The sequence below is a fragment of the Streptomyces sp. CB02400 genome (genome assembly GCF_001905725.1).
Lineage (GTDB): Bacteria > Actinomycetota > Actinomycetes > Streptomycetales > Streptomycetaceae > Streptomyces > Streptomyces atrovirens.
In genome coordinates this window covers 188,096-205,706 of the sequence record NZ_LIWB01000012.1, presented here as the reverse complement: position 1 = coordinate 205,706, position 17,611 = coordinate 188,096, and the positions used below count along the sequence as shown (strand labels likewise).

General features: G+C 73.9%; 12 protein-coding genes. 7 read left to right on the top strand and 5 right to left on the bottom strand.

Annotation, left to right across the window (positions count from 1 at the left end):
* Positions 1–8: 8 nt before the first annotated feature.
* Complete coding sequence (locus AMK33_RS26760; protein WP_073935518.1) at positions 9–8,480, top strand: type I polyketide synthase; 8,472 nt, start codon at positions 9–11, stop codon at positions 8,478–8,480.
* 668 nt (positions 8,481–9,148) lie between these two features.
* The gene (locus AMK33_RS26755; protein WP_073935517.1) at positions 9,149–10,033 is read left to right on the top strand and encodes a GNAT family N-acetyltransferase; all 885 of its coding nucleotides are present in this window, start codon (positions 9,149–9,151) and stop codon (positions 10,031–10,033) included.
* A 28-nt stretch (positions 10,034–10,061) separates the two neighbouring features.
* Here the strand turns inward: AMK33_RS26755 and AMK33_RS26750 are convergent, their stop codons facing one another.
* The 3 genes from AMK33_RS26750 to AMK33_RS26740 all read right to left on the bottom strand — a co-directional run bounded on the left by AMK33_RS26750 (position 10,062) and on the right by AMK33_RS26740 (position 12,228).
* On the bottom strand, positions 10,062–10,307 hold the full coding sequence (locus tag AMK33_RS26750) for a DUF5133 domain-containing protein (RefSeq protein ID WP_073935516.1): 246 nt from the start codon (positions 10,305–10,307) through the stop codon (positions 10,062–10,064).
* Between the two features lie 238 nt (positions 10,308–10,545).
* Positions 10,546–11,550: a HEAT repeat domain-containing protein gene (locus AMK33_RS26745; protein ID WP_073935515.1), complete on the bottom strand. Its 1,005-nt coding sequence runs from the start codon at positions 11,548–11,550 to the stop codon at positions 10,546–10,548.
* A gap of 3 nt (positions 11,551–11,553) precedes the next feature.
* On the bottom strand, positions 11,554–12,228 hold the full coding sequence (locus AMK33_RS26740; protein ID WP_073935514.1) for a HEAT repeat domain-containing protein: 675 nt from the start codon (positions 12,226–12,228) through the stop codon (positions 11,554–11,556).
* A 127-nt stretch (positions 12,229–12,355) separates the two neighbouring features.
* Between AMK33_RS26740 and AMK33_RS26735 the strand changes: the two genes are divergently transcribed.
* Complete coding sequence (locus tag AMK33_RS26735; protein WP_073935513.1) at positions 12,356–12,697, top strand: hypothetical protein; 342 nt, start codon at positions 12,356–12,358, stop codon at positions 12,695–12,697.
* Positions 12,698–12,767: 70 nt separating this feature from the next.
* Here AMK33_RS26735 and AMK33_RS26730 read toward each other — a convergent pair whose 3' ends face one another.
* On the bottom strand, positions 12,768–13,640 hold the full coding sequence (locus AMK33_RS26730) for a helix-turn-helix transcriptional regulator (RefSeq protein WP_073935512.1): 873 nt from the start codon (positions 13,638–13,640) through the stop codon (positions 12,768–12,770).
* A gap of 131 nt (positions 13,641–13,771) precedes the next feature.
* On the opposite strand from AMK33_RS26730, the gene AMK33_RS26725 reads away from it, so the two are divergent.
* A complete protein-coding gene (locus AMK33_RS26725; RefSeq protein WP_073935511.1) occupies positions 13,772–14,677 on the top strand; it encodes an oxidoreductase in 906 nt (301 codons plus the stop codon).
* Positions 14,678–14,894: 217 nt separating this feature from the next.
* Here the strand turns inward: AMK33_RS26725 and AMK33_RS26720 are convergent, their stop codons facing one another.
* The gene (locus AMK33_RS26720) at positions 14,895–15,083 is read right to left on the bottom strand and encodes a hypothetical protein (protein WP_073935510.1); all 189 of its coding nucleotides are present in this window, start codon (positions 15,081–15,083) and stop codon (positions 14,895–14,897) included.
* Between the two features lie 236 nt (positions 15,084–15,319).
* Between AMK33_RS26720 and AMK33_RS26715 the strand changes: the two genes are divergently transcribed.
* The 3 genes from AMK33_RS26715 to AMK33_RS26705 all read left to right on the top strand — a co-directional run bounded on the left by AMK33_RS26715 (position 15,320) and on the right by AMK33_RS26705 (position 17,529).
* Complete coding sequence (locus AMK33_RS26715) at positions 15,320–15,919, top strand: ABC transporter ATP-binding protein (protein WP_073935586.1); 600 nt, start codon at positions 15,320–15,322, stop codon at positions 15,917–15,919.
* Entirely contained in the window at positions 15,916–16,728 is an 813-nt protein-coding gene (locus AMK33_RS26710; protein ID WP_235618211.1) for a hypothetical protein, read from the top strand. Before AMK33_RS26715 ends, AMK33_RS26710 begins: the two co-directional genes overlap by 4 nt.
* Before the next feature lie 177 nt (positions 16,729–16,905).
* On the top strand, positions 16,906–17,529 hold the full coding sequence (locus AMK33_RS26705; protein ID WP_235618210.1) for a hypothetical protein: 624 nt from the start codon (positions 16,906–16,908) through the stop codon (positions 17,527–17,529).
* Positions 17,530–17,611: the final 82 nt, after the last annotated feature.

The window sequence follows — 17,611 nt, the reverse complement described above, 5'->3', positions numbered from 1 at the left end:
TCGAACGAGTGGGTACGGACACGGTCGTCATCAGGCCACTGCCGGAGTCGCTCCGGGAGCATGCCCGGCGTCTCGGGGAGAAGGTCGCCTTCCAGGACCGCCGTACGCGGCGGACCTACCGGGACCTGGAAGGCAGGACCGGACGGCTGGCCGGCCACATGGCGGGGCTCGGCCTGGCGCGGGGCGAACGGGTGGCCATCCTGCTCGGCAACCGCGTCGAGGCGGTCGAGAGCCTGCTCGCCGTCACCCGGGCGAGCGGGGTGGGCGTGCCGCTGGATCCCGGCGGCACGGAGGCGGAGCTGGCCCGTCTGCTGGACGACTGTGGTGCGCGCGTGCTCATCACCGATGAGGCCCAACTGACGCGTCGGCGGGGACTGCTGTCCCGCCCCGGACTGATCGTGGTGGTGGCCGAGGGCGGTGAGGAGGACGGGGACACTCCGCCGTCCGGGGACTCCGGGACATCGGCGGACGGGGTTCTGCGGTACGAGGAGTTGGCGTGTACGGAGCCGGCCACGCCCGCCCGGGACGACCTCGGGCTGGACGAGACGGCGTGGCTGCTCTACACCTCCGGGTCCTCCGGCGCCCCCAAGGGGGTGCTGTCCACCCAGCACAACCGCCTCGCGCCGGTCGCGGCGGGCCTCGTCGGCGTGCTCGGTCTGTCGGAACGGGACCGGCTGCTGTGGCCGTTGCCCCTCCACCACGCCATGAGCCAGGTGGTCTGCGTCCTCGGGGTGACCGCGACCGGGGCGAGCGCCGTGCTCCCGCCCCGGTTCTCGGTGGCGGAGGTGCTCGGCGAACTGCGCCGTACGGACGCCCCCTACACCCTCCTCGGCGGGGTGCCGACGACGTACTCGGCCCTGCTCGACGCGGTCCGGAGCGAGGAGGGTGACGGAGACGGCGGGGGGCTCGGGGCGCCCGCGCTGCGGGGCTGCGTCAGCGGGGGCGCTTCGGCGGGGGCCGAGTTCCGGAGGTCCTTCGAGGCGATCTGCCGGGCCCCCTACCTGGAGCACTACGGCAGCACCGAGGCGGGGCCGGTCACCATGGCGGCACCGGGTGACACACCGGTGGCCGGGTCGTGCGGCCGGGTGCTGCCCGGCACCCGGGTCCGGGTCGGTGGCGGCGCGGACGGACAGGACGCCGGCGAGGGCGAGTTGTGGGTGAGCGGGCCCGGAGTCATGGCCGGCTACCACGGCAGGCCGGAGGCCACCGCCGAGGTGTTGCGCGACGGCTGGTTCCGCACCGGCGACCTGGCCAGGATCGAGCCCTCCGGCGAACTCGTGATCACCGGCCGGGCGAGTGAGCTGATCATCCGGGGCGGGGCGAACATCCATCCCTCGGAGGTGGAGGCGGTGCTGCGGCGGCTGCCCGGGGTGGCGGACGCCGCCGTGGCCGGACGTCCGCATCCCGTCTTCGGCGAGGTGCCGGTCGGCTACCTGGTCCCCGCGCCGGGCGGCGGCGTACCGGACAGGGGGGCGGTCCTCGCCGCCTGTCGTGCGGAACTGTCCGCTTTCAAGGTGCCCGCCGAACTGTACGAGGTGGAGGACATTCCCCGTACCGCCTCCGGGAAGGTGCGGCGGCACGCCCTCGCCGGCCGGCCCGCGCGGACGCTGGGCATGAGGGCGGCCGGGGAGTCGACGGCGGACCTGCTGGCCCTGGTGCGCAGCGAGGCGGCGGCCGTGCTCGGTTGTACGGCGGAGGCGGTGGAGCCCGGCACGGCGCTCCGCGATCTGGGCATGGACTCGCTGACGGCGACGGTGCTGCGGGAGCGGTTGTCGGTGGCGACCGGCCTCCCGCTCTCCGAGGCCGTCGCCTTCGACTTCCCCACGGCCGCCGCGCTCGCCGCCCACCTCCGTTCGCGGAGTGCCGCCGCTCCGTCGGATGCCGGGACCGCGCACCGGGGCGTGGCCCGGCCGGACGACGATCCTGTGGTGATCGTGGGGATGGCCTGCCGCTATCCCGGGGGCGTGACCTCCCCCGAGGAGCTGTGGCGGCTGGTGGCCGACGGGACGGACGCCATCGGTCCGTTCCCCGCCGACCGGGGCTGGGACACGGAGTCGCTGTACGACCCGGACCCCGGACGGTCCGGCCGGACGTATGTGCGTGAGGGCGGCTTCCTCTCCGGTGTGGACCGCTTCGACCCCGGCTTCTTCGGTATCTCCCCCCGCGAGGCCCTGGCCATGGACCCGCAGCACCGGCTGCTGCTCGAAGTGGCGTGGGAGGCCTTCGAGAACGCCGGTCTCGTTCCCCGTACTCTGCGCGGCTCGTCGGCCGGGGTGTACGTCGGGCTGATGTACAGCGACTACGCCGGCCGCCTCACGGAGGTCCCCGAGCAGGTCGAGGGCTACCTCGGCCTCGGCAGCGCCGGAAGCGTCGCATCGGGCCGTATCGCCTACACCTTCGGCCTGGAGGGCCCGGCCGTCACGGTGGACACGGCGTGCTCGTCGTCCCTGGTGGCCCTGCACCTGGCGGCCCAGGCGCTGCGCCGGGGCGAGTGTTCCTTCGCGCTGGCCGGCGGGGTCACGGTGATGTCGGGGCCCTCCTCGTTCGTGGAGTTCAGCCGGCAGCGGGCGCTGGCCCCGGACGGCCGCTGCAAGGCGTTCGGCGCGTCCGCCGACGGCACGGGATGGGCCGAGGGCGCCGGCATGCTGGTGCTGAGCCGGTTGTCCGAGGCGCGCCGCGCCGGGCTTCCGGTGCTGGCCGTGGTGCGCGGCTCGGCGGTGAACCAGGACGGGGCGAGCAACGGGCTGACGGCACCGCACGGCCCGGCGCAGCAGCGGGTGATCCGGCAGGCCCTCGCGGACGCGGGGCTGGTCCCCGGGGACATCGACGCGGTGGAGGCGCACGGGACCGGCACCCGGCTGGGCGATGTCATCGAGGCGGAGGCGTTCTTGGCGACGTACGGGCGTCAGGCGCGGGAGCGTCCGCTCTGGCTGGGCTCGGTGAAGTCGAACATCGGTCACACCCAGGCCGCCGCCGGGGTGGCGGGCGTGATCAAGACGGTGCAGGCGATGGCGCACGGTGTGCTGCCGCGCACGCTGCACGCCGACGAGCCGACCGGGCGGGTCGACTGGTCGTCGGGGCGGTTGGCGCTGCTGACCCGGGAGGTGGAGTGGCCGAGGACGGACCGCCCGCGCCGGGCAGGGGTGTCCTCCTTCGGCATCAGCGGCACCAACGCCCATGTGGTGCTGGAGGAGGCCCCGGTGGACCGGGACGTCCCGCCGCAGGTCTCCGTGGCGGACGGCGGGGCCGGGAGCGGGCGCGTCGGTGGCGGGGCGGTTCCGGCGTCTGCGGCTGTTCCGGTGCCGGCGTCCGTGGCCGTCCCGGTGCCGGCGCCTGTGGCTGTCCCGGTGTCGGCGAGGAGCGGGCCGGGGCTGCGGGCCCAGGCGCGGCGGCTGTACGACCGGGTGGCCGCCGACCCGGACGCGGTCCCGGTGGACATCGGGTACTCGCTCGCCACCACCCGCGCGGTCTTCGAGCACCGGGCCGTGGTGGTGGCCCGGGACCGTGCGGAACTGCTCACCTCCCTGCGGGCGGTGGCGGAGGGCGAGAGCCGCCCCGGGGTGCGGACGGGCACGTCCCGCCGCCAGGGCCCGCCGGCCCTGCTCTTCACCGGTCAGGGCAGCCAACGCGCGGGCATGGGACGTGAGTTGTACGAGTCCCGGGAACCGCACCCGAGCTTCGCCCGGTCGTTCGACGAGACCTGCTCCCTGCTCGACCCGCTGCTGCCGGTGCCTCTGCGGGACGTCGTGTTCGCCGGCTCCGGCACGAAGACGGGCGCGCTCCTGCACACGACCCGGTTCGCGCAGCCGGCGCTCTTCGCCCTGGGGACGGCCCTGTTCCGGCAGCTCGAGGCCTGGGGTGTGCGCCCGGCTCTGGTGGCCGGGCACTCGGTGGGCGAGGTGACCGCGGCGCATGTCGCCGGGGTGCTGTCCCTCGCGGACGCCTGCACCCTGGTGGCGGCCCGGGGCCGGCTGATGGACGCGCTGCCCGCGGGCGGTGCGATGGCCTCCGTGGCCGCCGACGCGGACGAGGTGGCGGAAGTGACCGCCCGACTCGCCGGGACGGGGCGTGCGGTGGAGATCGCCGCCGTCAACGGGCCCGCCTCGGTGGTCGTCTCCGGGGACGAGGCCGCGGTACGGGAGACCGTCGCGTACTTCCGGGAGCGGGGCCGGTCCACGACGCCCCTGCGGGTGAGCCACGCCTTCCACTCCGCGCGGATGGAACCCATGCTGGCCGGCTTCGCGGACGTGGTGCGGCGCCTCTCCTTCGCCGCGCCGCGGACTCCCCTGGTCAGCGCCGTGTCCGGCCGGGCCGCCACCGAAGAGGAGCTGCGCTCGCCGGAGTTCTGGGTGGACCATGTCCGCCGCCCGGTCCGCTTCGCCGATTCGGTGGCACATCTCCGGGACCGGGGCGCCGCACACTATGTCGAACTGGGGCCGGACGGGGTGCTCACCGGCCTCGTCCGGAGCTGCCTCGCCGCGACCGGAGCGGCTCCGGCGGACCCGGGCCCGGACGCGAACGGGGCGCCCGCCGGTGAGCGGGCCCCGGCGCCGCTGGTTCTGCCGACCCTGCGCGGGGCGCGGCCGGAGGCGGACGCCCTGCTCGACACCGTGGCCGCGCTGCACACCCATGGCGTGCCCGTCGACTGGCGGGCCGTCCTCGCCGGGCGCGGCGGGCGGCGCGTCGCCCTGCCCACGTACGCCTTCCAGCGCCGCCGGTACTGGCTCGACGCCACCCCGCGGCATCGGTCCGCTCCCCCACCGGACGCCCCGGTCCATCCGCTGCTGTCGTCCCGCACCTCGACGGCCGACGACGACGGGCTGTTGCTGAGCGGGCTGCTCTCGGTGCGCGACCAGCCTTGGCTGGCCGACCATGTGGTGGCGGGGACGGTACTGCTGCCGGCGGCCGCCTTCGTGGAGATGGCCCTGCACGTCGGTGAGTCGGCGGGCACGCCCGTCCTGGACGAACTCGCCCTGACCGCACCGCTGTCGCTGCCCGCGGACGGCACGGTCGAGCTGCAGGTGAAGGTGTCGGGGCCGGACGGCACGGGACGGCGGACCGTGCTCTTCCACGCCCGGCCGCACACCCCGGCGGGCGACCGGCCCTGGCATCGGCATGCCTCCGGGACGCTCGTGCCGGAGCGGCAGCCGGCGGACCGCGGAGCGACTGCGGCCACGATCGGGGCCGGGGCCGCGCCCTGGCCGCCGCCGGGCGCGGTGCCGCTGCACGCCGGCGATCCGGATGCCGGCCCGTACGAGCTGCTGGCCGAAGGCGGGCTGGGCTACGGCCCCGCCTTCCGGGGCCTGCGTGCCGCCTGGCGGATCGGGGAGGAGCTGTACGCCGAGGTCGCGCTGCCCGAGGCCGCCGGGGCTCCGCTCCCGGACGCGGGTGGTCCGGGGTTCGCCCTGCATCCGGCGCTGCTGGACGCGGCGCTGCACGCCCTGGCGCTCGACGGGCGCGCGGCGGACCGTGCCGGAACGGGCGGGACGGACGGCGGTGGGGTGTCCCTGCCGTTCGCCTTCGGCGGGGTGCGCCTGCACACGGCCGGCGCGCGGCGGTTGCGGGTGCGGATCACTCCCGGACCGGACGGGCGGGCCGGGGTGGAGCTGACCGACGCGGCGGGCGCGCCGGTGGCCGCGGTACGTTCGCTGGCGCTCCGGCCCCTTCCGCGTACCGGACCGGGAACGGCGGGGGCGGTCACCGGGGCTCTCCACCGGATGGACTGGGTTCCGCTGCCCGAGCCGCCCGTACCCGCGGTGGTGCCCCCGTGGGGCGTCCTGGGCACGGCGGGCACACGGCAGGTGGATGTGCTCGCGCCCCCCGGCTCCGGCGTTCAGGTGTACGCCGATCTGACGGCGGACGGCGCGTCACCGGCCGTCCTCGTCGCACCGTGCCCGCCGCCACCGGACACGGCCGGCGGTGCGCAGGACCCGGCGGCGCGGATGCGGTGGGCGGCGGGCCGGGCGTTGAAGCTGGTACGGGAGTGGCTCGCCGAACCCCGCCCGCCGGACTCCCGTCTCGTCCTCGTCACCTCCGGTGCCGTCACCCCGGACGATAGTGTTCCGGTTGACGGTGGCACCGGTTCCGGGGAGTCCGGCGGAGGCACTTCCGTACCGGCCCACGCGCCGGTGTGGGGGCTGGTCCGCTCGGCCCTGCGGGAGAATCCGGGCCGGTTCGCCCTGGTCGACATGGACGATCACCCCGACTCCGTGCGCCTCCTCCCCGTCCTGCTGGCCGCCGCGGCGCCGGAGACGGCCGTACGACGGGGAATCGCGTACGTACCGAAGCTGGTCCCGGTGTCCGGGGCGACGGAGGACGGGCGGTCCCGGCGGTCCGGGCGGCGGCTCGATCCGGAGGGCACCGTCCTGGTCACCGGCGGTACCGGTTCCCTGGGCACGCTGGTGGCACGGCACCTGGTCACCGCCCATGGCGTCCGGCGCCTGCTGCTCGCCGGCCGACGCGGACCGGACGCGCCGGGGGTGGACGAACTCGTCGCGGAACTGGGCGAGTCGGGCGCCGAGGTGACCGTCCGGGCGTGCGACGTCGCGGACCGGACGGCGCTCGCCGCGCTGCTCGACTCGGTACCGGCGGACCGTCCACTGACCGGTGTGGTGCACACCGCGGGGGTGCTGGACGACGGCATCGTCCCGGCGCTCACCGCCGGCCGTCTGGAGCGGGTGCTGCGGCCCAAGGCGGACGCCGCCCTCGCCCTGCACGAGCTGACCCGGGGGCGCGACCTGGCGATGTTCGCGCTGTTCTCCTCGGTGGCGGGCACCTTCGGCTCCGCCGGCCAGGCCAACTACGCGGCCGCCAACTGCGTACTGGACGCCCTGGCACGGCACCGGCGACGGCTCGGTCTGCCCGGTACGTCGATCGCCTGGGGTCCCTGGCGGCAGAGCGAGGGCATGACGGCGCACCTCACCGACACGGACCTGCGGCGGATGGCCCGCTCGGGATTCGGTCCGCTGGAGGCGGACGAGGGCCTGGCCCTCTTCGACGCCGCCGTGGCCGGTGACGACCCGGTGGTGGTGGCGGCCCGTCTCGAACCGGCCGCCCTGAGCGGCGGCGATCCGGCGGAGGGCCGTTCCCGGCCGCCTGTCCCCGGCGCGGCGGGTACGGGTGGGGGCGGGGCCCTGTTGGGCCGACGGCTGGCGGCCGCTCCCCCGGGCGAGCGGGGCGGGCTGCTGCTCACGGAGGTGCGGGCCCTGGCGGCCTCGGTACTGGGTCATCCGGAGGGGACGGCCGCGATCGACGGGGACGATCTGCTGGCAGACCTGGGGCTCGACTCCCTGGCCGCGGTCGACCTGCGCAACCTGCTCGTGACGTCGACGGGGCTGACGCTGCCGCCCACGCTGCTGTTCGACTTCCCGACCCCGCGCGCGGTCGCCGCCGAGCTGGCGGAGCGGTACGCCCGGGAGGCGGTTCCTCCCGGCGACCTCGCCGGTCTCGGCACCCCCGAACGGCCGGATGCCATCGGCCGCCCCGGCAGCTCCGGCCGAACGGCGGACAGCGGTGCTCCCGGCGGTCCGGGGGCGGCCGGTCCACCGCGAGTCCCGGTGCGGGCCGGGGACGTACCGGACACCGGAGGCGCTTCGGATTCCCTGGGTGCGCTCTTCCGCGCCGCCTGCGAGCGGGGGCGGCCCTGGGACGGCATGGTACTGCTCACCATCGCCGCACGCCTCCGCCCGGTCTTCGACAGCGCCGGGGCGCCGGGCGCGGCACTCGACCCCGTCACGCTCGCGGCGGGCGGCGCGGGGCCCCGGCTGATCTGCTTCCCCGCCCTCAGCTCGCTCTCGGGACCCCAGGAGTACGCGCGCTTCGGCGCCGGGCTGCGGGGCCTGCGGCCGGTCTCGGCGGTGCGGCACCCGGGGTTCGGGCACGGGGAGGCGCTGCCGGCCACGCTGGACGCCCTCGTCACCGCCCAGGCCGCCGCCGTCCGCACGGCCGCGGGTGACGGACCGCTGGTCCTGCTGGGCCGCTCGGCCGGTGGCTGGGTGGCCCAGGCCGTGGCCGAGCGGCTGGCGGCCGAAGGCTCCGCCCCGCTCGCCGTTGTCCTGGTGGACACCTATCCCAGCGGTGACGACGACCGTGGGCAGGCGCTCTCCGCGATGACGTCGGACATGCTGCACCGGGCGGCGGAGTTCCTCCCGGCCGACCCGGACCGGCTCACCGCCATGGCCGGGTACTTCGAGCTCTTCGCCGGCTGGAAGCCCTCGCGGCTCGCCTCCCCCACCCTCTTCGTACGGGCCCGGGACCCGCTGCCCGGCACGGAGCCCGCCCCCCTCTGGGATCTGCCGCACACCGAAGTCTCCGTCCCCGGGGACCACTTCACCGTACTGGAGGAGCATGCCCGTACCACCGCGCTCGCGGTCCACCACTGGCTGGCCGATCCGGACCGACGGACCCCTGGTGCCGCGCACCGGTCAGGATTTCCCGACGGCCCGCCGTCACCCGAGGAGGCCGGCTCCGGCGCATCGTGAGACGGCGGCGCGGGGCGAGGATGGCCACAGGTGGGTACCCCCGCTCATCGATCACTGTTCCGGCGTTGCCGATGACGGCGGTGGAGGTCGTCGCCCCCGCCTGGCCGGACGGTCGTGTCCCTGCTGTCCAGGGACGCCGGGCCGCCCCGCGCCGGTCCGCACGGAGAACAGTGGTGGCACATCTTCCACTCCGATTGCTCCGAACTCCGGGCAGTCGGCTTCTCGCCCACCGGACACACCGTCGCCGTGGCGACGGGCAGGGTGCTCGCGCCGCCTCGGTGTGTCCGTGTCAGCGAGGGATGCCCGCGGCATCCGGGTACCGGTGCACGGCTTCCGGGGGAAGGCCCGGGTTGGCGAGGGCGTGGGAGGAGACCTCCGGATTTCGCAGCTCCGGAGGATGGGATCGGCCAGCAGTACAGGGTCTGCGGCTGCCATGGCGCGTACGTGTTCGTCGGGGTCGGCGGGCAGCCGGACCACGGCGTCGGCGGCGGAGCCGGGTGGGATGGAGGCCGTCGTCGACCGCGTCCGCAGCAGTCGGAGTCCTCGTGGATGCCGGCTTCCAGGGCCGGGGTGCCCGGACCGGCAGGTGCGTCGTGTCACCACCGGCCGTGCACGAGCCCGTGGGGTGAGTGCTTCCACCGAGTCGTGCACATCAGGGATCATGAGGCATGCGTCCGGACGACTGGCACCTCACCGAGGACATCGACGGCTTCCTCGCCCGAGCGGGGGACTTCCTGCGCTCGCACCCCGCCCTGCACAACACGCCGTTGACGGACATCGAGAAACTGCGGATGCGCGGGGCGGACGCTCCCGGCTCCGAAGCCGCCGTCTTCGGCCGGCTGGAGTCAGGAGGTGAGGTCCGCGCGGTCTTCTATCGCACTCCGCGCGGTCGCCTGGGCCTCACTCCCCTCTCCACCGAGCAGACCGACACCCTCGCCGCTCACCTGGCCGGCCTCGGTCACTCACCCTCCGACGTCATCGCGGACCACGACACCGCCACTGCTTTCGCCGAGGCATGGCAGCGGCACACGGGCGCGGCACCGGCACTTTTCTGGCGGACGCATCTGTACCGTCTCGGCACGCTCACCCCACCGCAGCCGCGCCCGGAGGGCCGGGGCCGCATCGCGGGCGGGGAGGACCGTGAGCAAGTCGTGCGCTGGTGCCGTGAGTTCTGTGTCGACGTCGGGGAGCAGTCCTCCATCGACTTGATCGACGCCGGTTCCTGGGGCGACTCGCGTTTCGGCGACAGGCACTTCACGTTCTGGGAGACCCCGGACGGCACCCCCGTCTCCATGGCGGCCGCGACCTCGGTCGTCGGCGGCATGGTCCGGGTGGACCCTGTCTACACCCCTGCCCGTCTCCGGGGCCGCGGCTACGCGGGGGCCGTGACGGTCGAGGTGAGCAGGGCCGCGCTGGCCTCGGGCGCGACGGACGTCGTGCTCTTCACGGACCCTGCCAATCCCACCAGCAACGCCCTCTACCAGCGCATCGGGTACGTCCACGTCGCCGACTTCGCCGGGTACGGATTCTCCTACGACGCGCCAGTCGCCTGACGCGGCGGCAGGGAGAGGGGATCCGGCCTCACGCGGCCAGTGTCTCGTCCTCCTGGGAGGAGCTCACGCGTTCCGCGCCGTACTGCTCGAGCAATGCGTCGGCCGCGAGCAGAGCCTGCTCGACGGTGCGGGCTCCGGTCATCACGCACAGCGTGTATGTGGAGTCTTCGAGATCCCGGCTGGTGCGGCCGGTGGGGCGTACGTCGTGTTCGATGCGCGCCTGAGCGAACCGGGCCAGTACGGCGCGCAGTTCCTTCTCCGCCGGAAGGATCATGGTGACACCTCTCCCCTCAAAGTCCGTCTCGCTCGCAAGGCGGCCGACACCGCGGCTCACCACTGGGCAGCGCCGAGCAGACCTTCATGTGCCCCGCATCGAGATGCCTATGCCACCGTGATCACTGCCTTTTCGGCCCGCTCTGCGTCTGCACCTGGACGGGCGCCTCGCCGAACGGTGGGAAGTCAGGCGAAGGAACGCGTCGAGGCGAGCCCGGCCCGTCGGCCCTCGGGGTCCGTCATCGTGTGTCGCGTAGCTGAAGGAGGTACGCCGCGGTCAGCGCGACGGCACGATCCTCGTCGTGCGACAGCTGTACGAGGGCACGTGACGCCGTGGCTCCCGGGATGTCCGCCAGCGCCTGGGTCAGCCACAGGCGTACGGGCGCTTCGGTGTCGTCGTGGGCGAGGCGGTCGACGAGCCCGGTGGCGATCCGGTCCGCCGTCGCGGGGTCGCTCGCCAGCGTGCTCAGCGCATCGGCCGCATCGGTGTCGTTCCTTCCCTCCACGATCATGTCGATGAGCGTCGGGACCGTATCGGCCACTCCACGCGTCCCCAGCGCCAGAGCCGCGTACCCGCGGACCACGGCGTCAGGGTTCGCGAGGGCGTCCCGCAGCCGGGCGACAGCCTCATCACCGGGCATCTCGGCGAGGGACCGAACGGCGCGTTCGCGCACCGCGGCCACCGGTGAGTCCAGGCCTTCCGCCAGCAGTGCCGTGCCGTCGTCGCCGGATCGCGCCAGCGCCCAGCGCAGGGCCCCGGCGACGTTCGGCTCCGTCTCGCGCAGCACCGCCTCGACCAGGGCCTCCACCGGTACCGGGACTTCGCCGGCCGAGGAAAGGGCCGCGCGCTGGCGCGCGTCGGCGCTCTTCGACCCGAGTGCCTGGAGGAGTGCGACGCTCCGAAGGACATCCTCCCAGCCGGCGGGTTCCGCGGCATCGATCCGGCGGAGCCGCGTGAGCAGCTCGGTCTCGGCCGCGATGCGTTCGCGCGTCTGACGGATGAGGTCGTCGACGAGCGCCGAGGGCGTGAAGCCGGGGTCGTCGAGCGCGCGCCCGATCTCACGCAGCGACAACCCCAGCGATCGCAGGCTCTCGACATGGAAGATCCGCCGGATGTCCTCGCCGGAGTACTCCCGGTAGCCGGAGCCCGTACGGCCCGAAGGCCGCACCAGGCCGAGTGACTCGTAATGCCTGAGCATGCGGGCGCTGACCCCGGACCGCCGCGCCACCTCACCGATCAACACGTTCTATCGTCCCTCCTGGCCGGACCCGCCGAGGGCCACGACGCGCTTCGCCTCCTCGATCGCGAACTCGAATCCGGTGTCCGGGTCGTGCAGCAGCCGTTCCGTGGCGAGCGCGTGCGCACGTACGCGCGGGTCGGGGGCCATGGTCGCGGTACGCAGAGCCGGCGGGACGGCATCGCCGCCCAGTGCGACCAGCGCCCGGCTGAGACTCAGCTGCGTCTCCCGCTCACCGCGCCCGAGTTGCCCAGCCAGCATCGCGGCCAGCCCGGACTCCCCGCCTTCCGGCACGAGCACGACCGCGGTCCGCCAGGCGCTCCGCGCCACCTCGTCATCGGCGTCGGACAAAAGCTCCGGTGTGATCGCCGGCCACGCCCGCCGGTCCCCGATCTTGGACAGCGTGTGCAGCGCCTGGCTCCGTGCCTGCGCACGCTCCGAGCGGACTTCGCGGAGCAGCGCGGGGAGCGTCATGGACACCGGATGGCGGGTGAGTGCCCAGGTCAGCATGTCCCGGACGAAGAACTCCGGCTCGAGCCCGCATCGTTCGACGAGCTTGTCGACGAAGCACGGGTCCGGCGCCGTACCGACCGCCAGAGCAGCCCGCAACCGCACGGACGAACTCCCGTCCTCCAGCCCCTGGAGCGCTCGCATCGCGTCCGTGTCCTGTCTCGTCATGGCCATCGGGACCACCTCCTCGGCAAGCAGTGAAGGCCTTGTCACCGTGTCAAGGTCAAACGGGGCTCGATGGACAGCCGGTCCGCGTAGGCTGACCGGCGTCCGTGGCCGGAGGAACGCAGGAGGGCGGAGCATGGGGGTGGCGTCGATCGGCGTACGGCTCGTCGCCAAGACGTCCGAGGTCTCGGGCGAGGGGTTCGTGTACTCCTGGCTGGTGCCCGATGACGGACGGCGCGGCTGGATGCTGTTCACTCCGGCAGAACAACTCTTCCGGGAATGCGACGGAACGGGAGCCGTCCTGGAGGACGGCATGGAGGTCTGCTTCGGACTCGCCGAGGACGAGTCGGTGCGCAGGCACGCGCGGTGGGAGGGCGGTCAGGAGTGGCGGGTGATGGTGACGGCGGCCTACGGCGTCTGGAAGAAGTTCCAGGAGGACGGGGAGCCGCCGCGGCAGGCCCACCGCACGTTTTACTAGTCTCCCGGGTCAGGACATCCGTTTGGATTCCGTCCGGGTGAACGGCCGGCCGGGCAGGGGGCTTGATCGTCTAACAGTGCTTGCCGGTGAGCGTCGAGCGGGTCGCGTGCAGCGACGCCAGGAGCTGTAGCCGGTCCGCGTCGGCGCTGCCCGGCTCGGCGGTGAAGACCAGCATGACCGGGCCGGGTGCGCCGGGCAGCGGATAGGTGTCCCAGTCCAGGACGATGTCGCCGGTTCCGGGGACCCGGAAGGTCTTGGTGCCGCTGACCGACACGCGCACGTCGTGCCGGGCCCACAGCCGCCGGAACTCGGCGCTGCGGATGCTCAGCTCGCCGACGATCGCGGTGGCGCGCGGATGGGTGGGGTCGGTGGCGACGGCTGCGCGCATCATGCCGATGTACTCCAGGGCCTGCCGCTCCCAGTCCGGGCAGCTCCGCTCGCCGGTCACCGTGTCGTCGAACAGCAGCAGGAGCATGTTGAGCCGGTCGGGCGCATACGTGTCCGGGCTGCCGAGCAGCGCCTCCGCCATCGGGTTCCAGTCGAGCAGGTCGAGGTGGCGGCCGAGCACGACCGCCGGGGTGTCCATGACCCGCAGCAGCCGCCGGGTGCGGTCCGGCACCCTTTCCGGACCGCGCTCCACCCGTGCGGGCACGGGCCGGCGGGCGGCGCGGGCCAGGGTGAACAGGTGCCGGCGTTCCGCGTCGTCGAGGCCGAGCGCGCCGGCGAGCGCGTCCAGGACGTCGTCGGACGGGCGTACCTCCCGGCCCTGCTCCATGCGCTGGTAGTAGTCGGTGCTCAGCCCGGCCAGCAGGGCCAGCTCCTCGCGGCGCAGCCCGGTGACCTTGCGTCGGCCGCCCGGCTCCAGGCCGACGTCGTGCGGGTGCAGCCTGTCGCGCCGGGCGCGCAGGAAATCACCGAGCTCACGGGCGTAGGGATGGGTCATGCCGCCAGTGTGTCTCCTCGCCGGGCGTCCAAGGTAGGTCCCGCAGACCTAGGCAACGGGGAACGACCGAACCGGCCCGCACCGGTCCTAGCGTCGTCGGTCCACCGCACCGACACCCCCAGGAGCAGCAGATGGCCGGATGGACCGCCGACCACATCCCCGACCAGCACGGCCGGACCGCCGTCGTGACCGGCGCGAACTCGGGCCTCGGCCTGGTCACCGCCACCGAGCTGGCCCGCCACGGCGCCCGCGTCGTGCTCGCCGTCCGCGACACCGCCGCCGGACGGGAGGCCGCCCGCCGCATCGGCGGAGACGTCGAAGTGCGCGAACTGGACCTGGCGTCCCTCGATTCCGTCCGCGCGTTCGCCGCGAAGCTGGCCGCCGACCATCCGGCGATCGACCTGCTGGTCAACAACGCCGGCCTGGTGCTGCTCGGCCCGCGCCGCACCTCCGCCGACGGCTTCGAGCTGCACATCGGCACCAACATGCTGGGGCACTTCGCGCTGACCGGCCTGCTGCTCGACAGGCTGGCCGCGGCGAGGGAACCCCGCGTGGTCGGTCTCAGCTCGATCACCCACAAGAACGCGCACCTCGACTTCGACGACCTGATGTCCGAGCGGGACTACCGAGCCGCTTCCGCCTACGGCCGGTCCAAGCTCGCCACCACGGTCTTCGGCATCGAGCTGGACCGCCGGCTGCGCGCCGCCGGATCGCCGGTCGTCAGCGCGCTGGCCCACCCCGGTCTCACCCGCACCAACCTGACCCCGCGTGCCTGGGAGCACCGTGGCCGGACCGGGCGGCTGATCGCGCGGCTCGGCCTGCTGGCCACCCAGCCGGTGGAGCAGGGCGCGCTGCCGCAGCTGCGCGCCGCGACCGACCCCGGTGTGCGGGGCGGCCAGTTCTTCGGGCCGTCCGGGTTCTTCGAGACACGCGGCCGGGTCACCGAGGCCAGGCTCAGCCGGGAAGCGTCCGATCCGGCCGTCGGCGAACGACTCTGGACGACGGCCGAGGAACTGACCGGCGTCAGCTACCTCTGAACTGCCCGCCGGAGGCGTCGTCGCAGGCCGGCGCCCCGGCTCGACGTCCGGCCGGTAGCGCGCCGAGGGTCGGTCGGAGCTACGGCCGACGTGACTGCTCAAGCAGTACGAACACGCTCGGCAGCAACGCCGTCGGCCGCGTGTGGGCGGGGTGTACGGGCCGTGGGAGCGGCCCTCTGCCAGTCTTGCGGTCGAGGGCCCGGGGAGGGGGCGAGTCTCAGCAGCGGCCGGTCGCGAGCACGCGCAGCCCTGGGCAACGGGACAACAGTGCCGCGACGAGGTGGGACACGGCGTCGATCAGGTGCTCGCAGTCGTCGACGAGCAGCGGGCTCTTCCAGTGACCGGACGCGGTCCCCGAGGTGGACGGGACCGCCGCGCTCCGGATCCTGTCCCCGAGCCGGCTCACGCCCCGGTTCCGGAGCGCGTGCCGGGAGCGTGCGTGGCGTGTCCCGGCGGGCTCGTGGATCGTTGGCTGGTGGGAACCCGTGCACTCCATCGCTCCCGAGGAGCCCCCGTGGCCAGTTCGAGCCCGCTGTACGCCGACCGGGACGAGGGCCCGCCGCCCCTTTGGTGTCCGTTCGCCGAACGTACGCACGCCCGGGCGCGGACGTGAGGCGGCGGCCGGCGGTGGTGCTGCGCGTCATGGCGGTCCGCAAGAGCTTCGGGTCCCGGCAGGTCCTGCGCGGGGTCGGCTTCGAGGCGCGGGCGGGGCAGCTGGTGGGCATCGTCGGGGAGAACGGCGCCGGGAAGACCACCCTGCTGCGCATCCTCAGCGGCGACCTGCGCCCCGACGACGGACGCGTCGACCTGGTGGGCACCCGGGGCTACTGCCCGCAGCACCCGGTCCTGGACGAGGAGCTGACCGTGCGCCAGCACCTGCGTCTCTTCCAGATCGCCTACCGTCTCCCGGACTCCGACCGCGCGCTGCGGCTGATCGACGCGCTCTCCGCGGCCGGTTATCTGGACGCGCCGGTGAAAGTCCTCAGCGGGGGCACCCTGCAGAAGCTGAACCTGGTCCTGGCCTTGATGCACGACCCGGACGTCGTGCTGCTCGACGAGCCGTACCAGGGCTTCGACTGGGAAACCTACCTGCGGTTCTGGGACCTCGCCCAGGAACTGAAAGGCCGCGGCCGCACCGTGATCATCGTCTCCCACCTCGCCCACGACACCGGACGCCTGGACGTCCTGCACCGTCTGCACGACGGCCTCCTCGGACCCTCACCCACGGCGGACACCACATGAGCGCCTACCTGGTCGCCTGCCGCTACGCCCTGCTGGCCATGGCGAAGAACCGGCTGGCCGCCGTACTCCTGATCGCCTTCATCCCGATGTGGATCACCGTGGCGAAGACCCTCACCACGCCGAAGACGTTCCCCTTCCGGCTGCGCGCCACCGGAACCTGGCTGCGCGCCGGCGGAGACGAGATCACGATGATCAGCGGCTCCCTGAACGCCGTGTCCCTCCTGGTGGGATTCCTGATGTTCAGCGCCGCACGCCGCACCAGGGCCTTCGACCGTCGCCTCACCGCGGCCGGCTATCCCCGCACCGCCCTCATCGGCGCCAAACTCACCACGCTCCTGGTCGCCTCCGTGCTGGTCGGCGCCTACGCCACCGCCTGGATGCTGCTGTTCTGGTCTCCCCTCCAGCCCTTCCTCCTCGGCATCGCGGTCCTGGCGGTCTGCCTGGTCTACGGGGCCATGGGCATGTGCCTGGCCCTCTTCCTGCGCGGCGAGGTCGAAGGACTGGTCACGATCATCATGACCAGCATCATCGATCTCGCGCCGCAGAATCCCGTCGCCAGCACCACCGCCGACAAAGCCCTGGTCGAGCTGCTTCCGAGCTACGGCTCCCTCCAGACCAGCCTCGCCGCGGGCTTCACCCCGGACGCCACCGTGAGCCCCCTGCTCCACAGCGCGGCCTGGCTGACCGCCATGACCACCACCGCACTCGCCGCCTTCACCCTCCACACCCGCACCCACCAGCCACCCATACCCCCACCACCGAGGGCAAGGCCGCGCCGGTCACCGATCCGGCGGTGCTGGAGGAGGTGATCGCGGCGTACGGCTTCGGGTCGGGACCACGGGGTCCACACCCATACCCGGTGGGTGTTCTGAGCGATGGGACGTCCCGGGGCGGGAACCATCCGGCCGGGACGGCTCGTCACTGATCATTGCCGCCGTCCGGAGCGGCGGGGAACACCATGAGCGAAGCGACAGCGGGGGGACTCCATGAAGTGTGCGTCTGCGGCGAGAGCGGGCCTGACGGCCGTGGCGGTGCTGGCGATGCTGACGGTCAGTGGCTGCCGGGAGGACGACGCGGGGCTTCCCTCCGCCTCCCCCAGCGGGCAGGTCTCCGAGCCCGCGTCGCCGACGCCCGCGGCGGAGCGGAGCGGTCCGCGCACCTTGGTGGACGCTCCCAGGGCGGGCGGCCTGGACAAGCTGACGGGGGACGGAGCCCTGACGGACGTCCCTGTCGACCCCGGCGAGATGCGGGACGGCATGACGCTGATCACCGGCAACTACGGGAAGCCGGGCGGGCAGGGCGCGCCGGTGCTGTTCGAAGGCGTCGATCATGTGCCCGAGGACACCAACGAGCGTCGTGAGCACCTGTTCCGCGGCATGCTCGAGTACATCCAGTGGGACCCGGAGCTGGGGCACCCCGAGGCCCAGCCGGTGGAGCCGGGACCGCTCGGCGGCTCGGTGGAGTGCCTGCTCGCCTCGCTGAGCGAGGACGGCAACGTCGTCTGCGGCTGGGCCGACGAGGACACGGCGGCCGTCGCGCTCTTCGAGGACAGCACGCTCGCCGACGCGGGGAAGCTCTTCGTCGAGATGCGCGGCGACCTGGAGCGCTGACCGGCCGGCGAGCGGGAACGACGTCGGGGGCCGGAAGCAGGGAGCGACGGACGGCCCGGTACCGCGAGTGCGGTACCGGGCC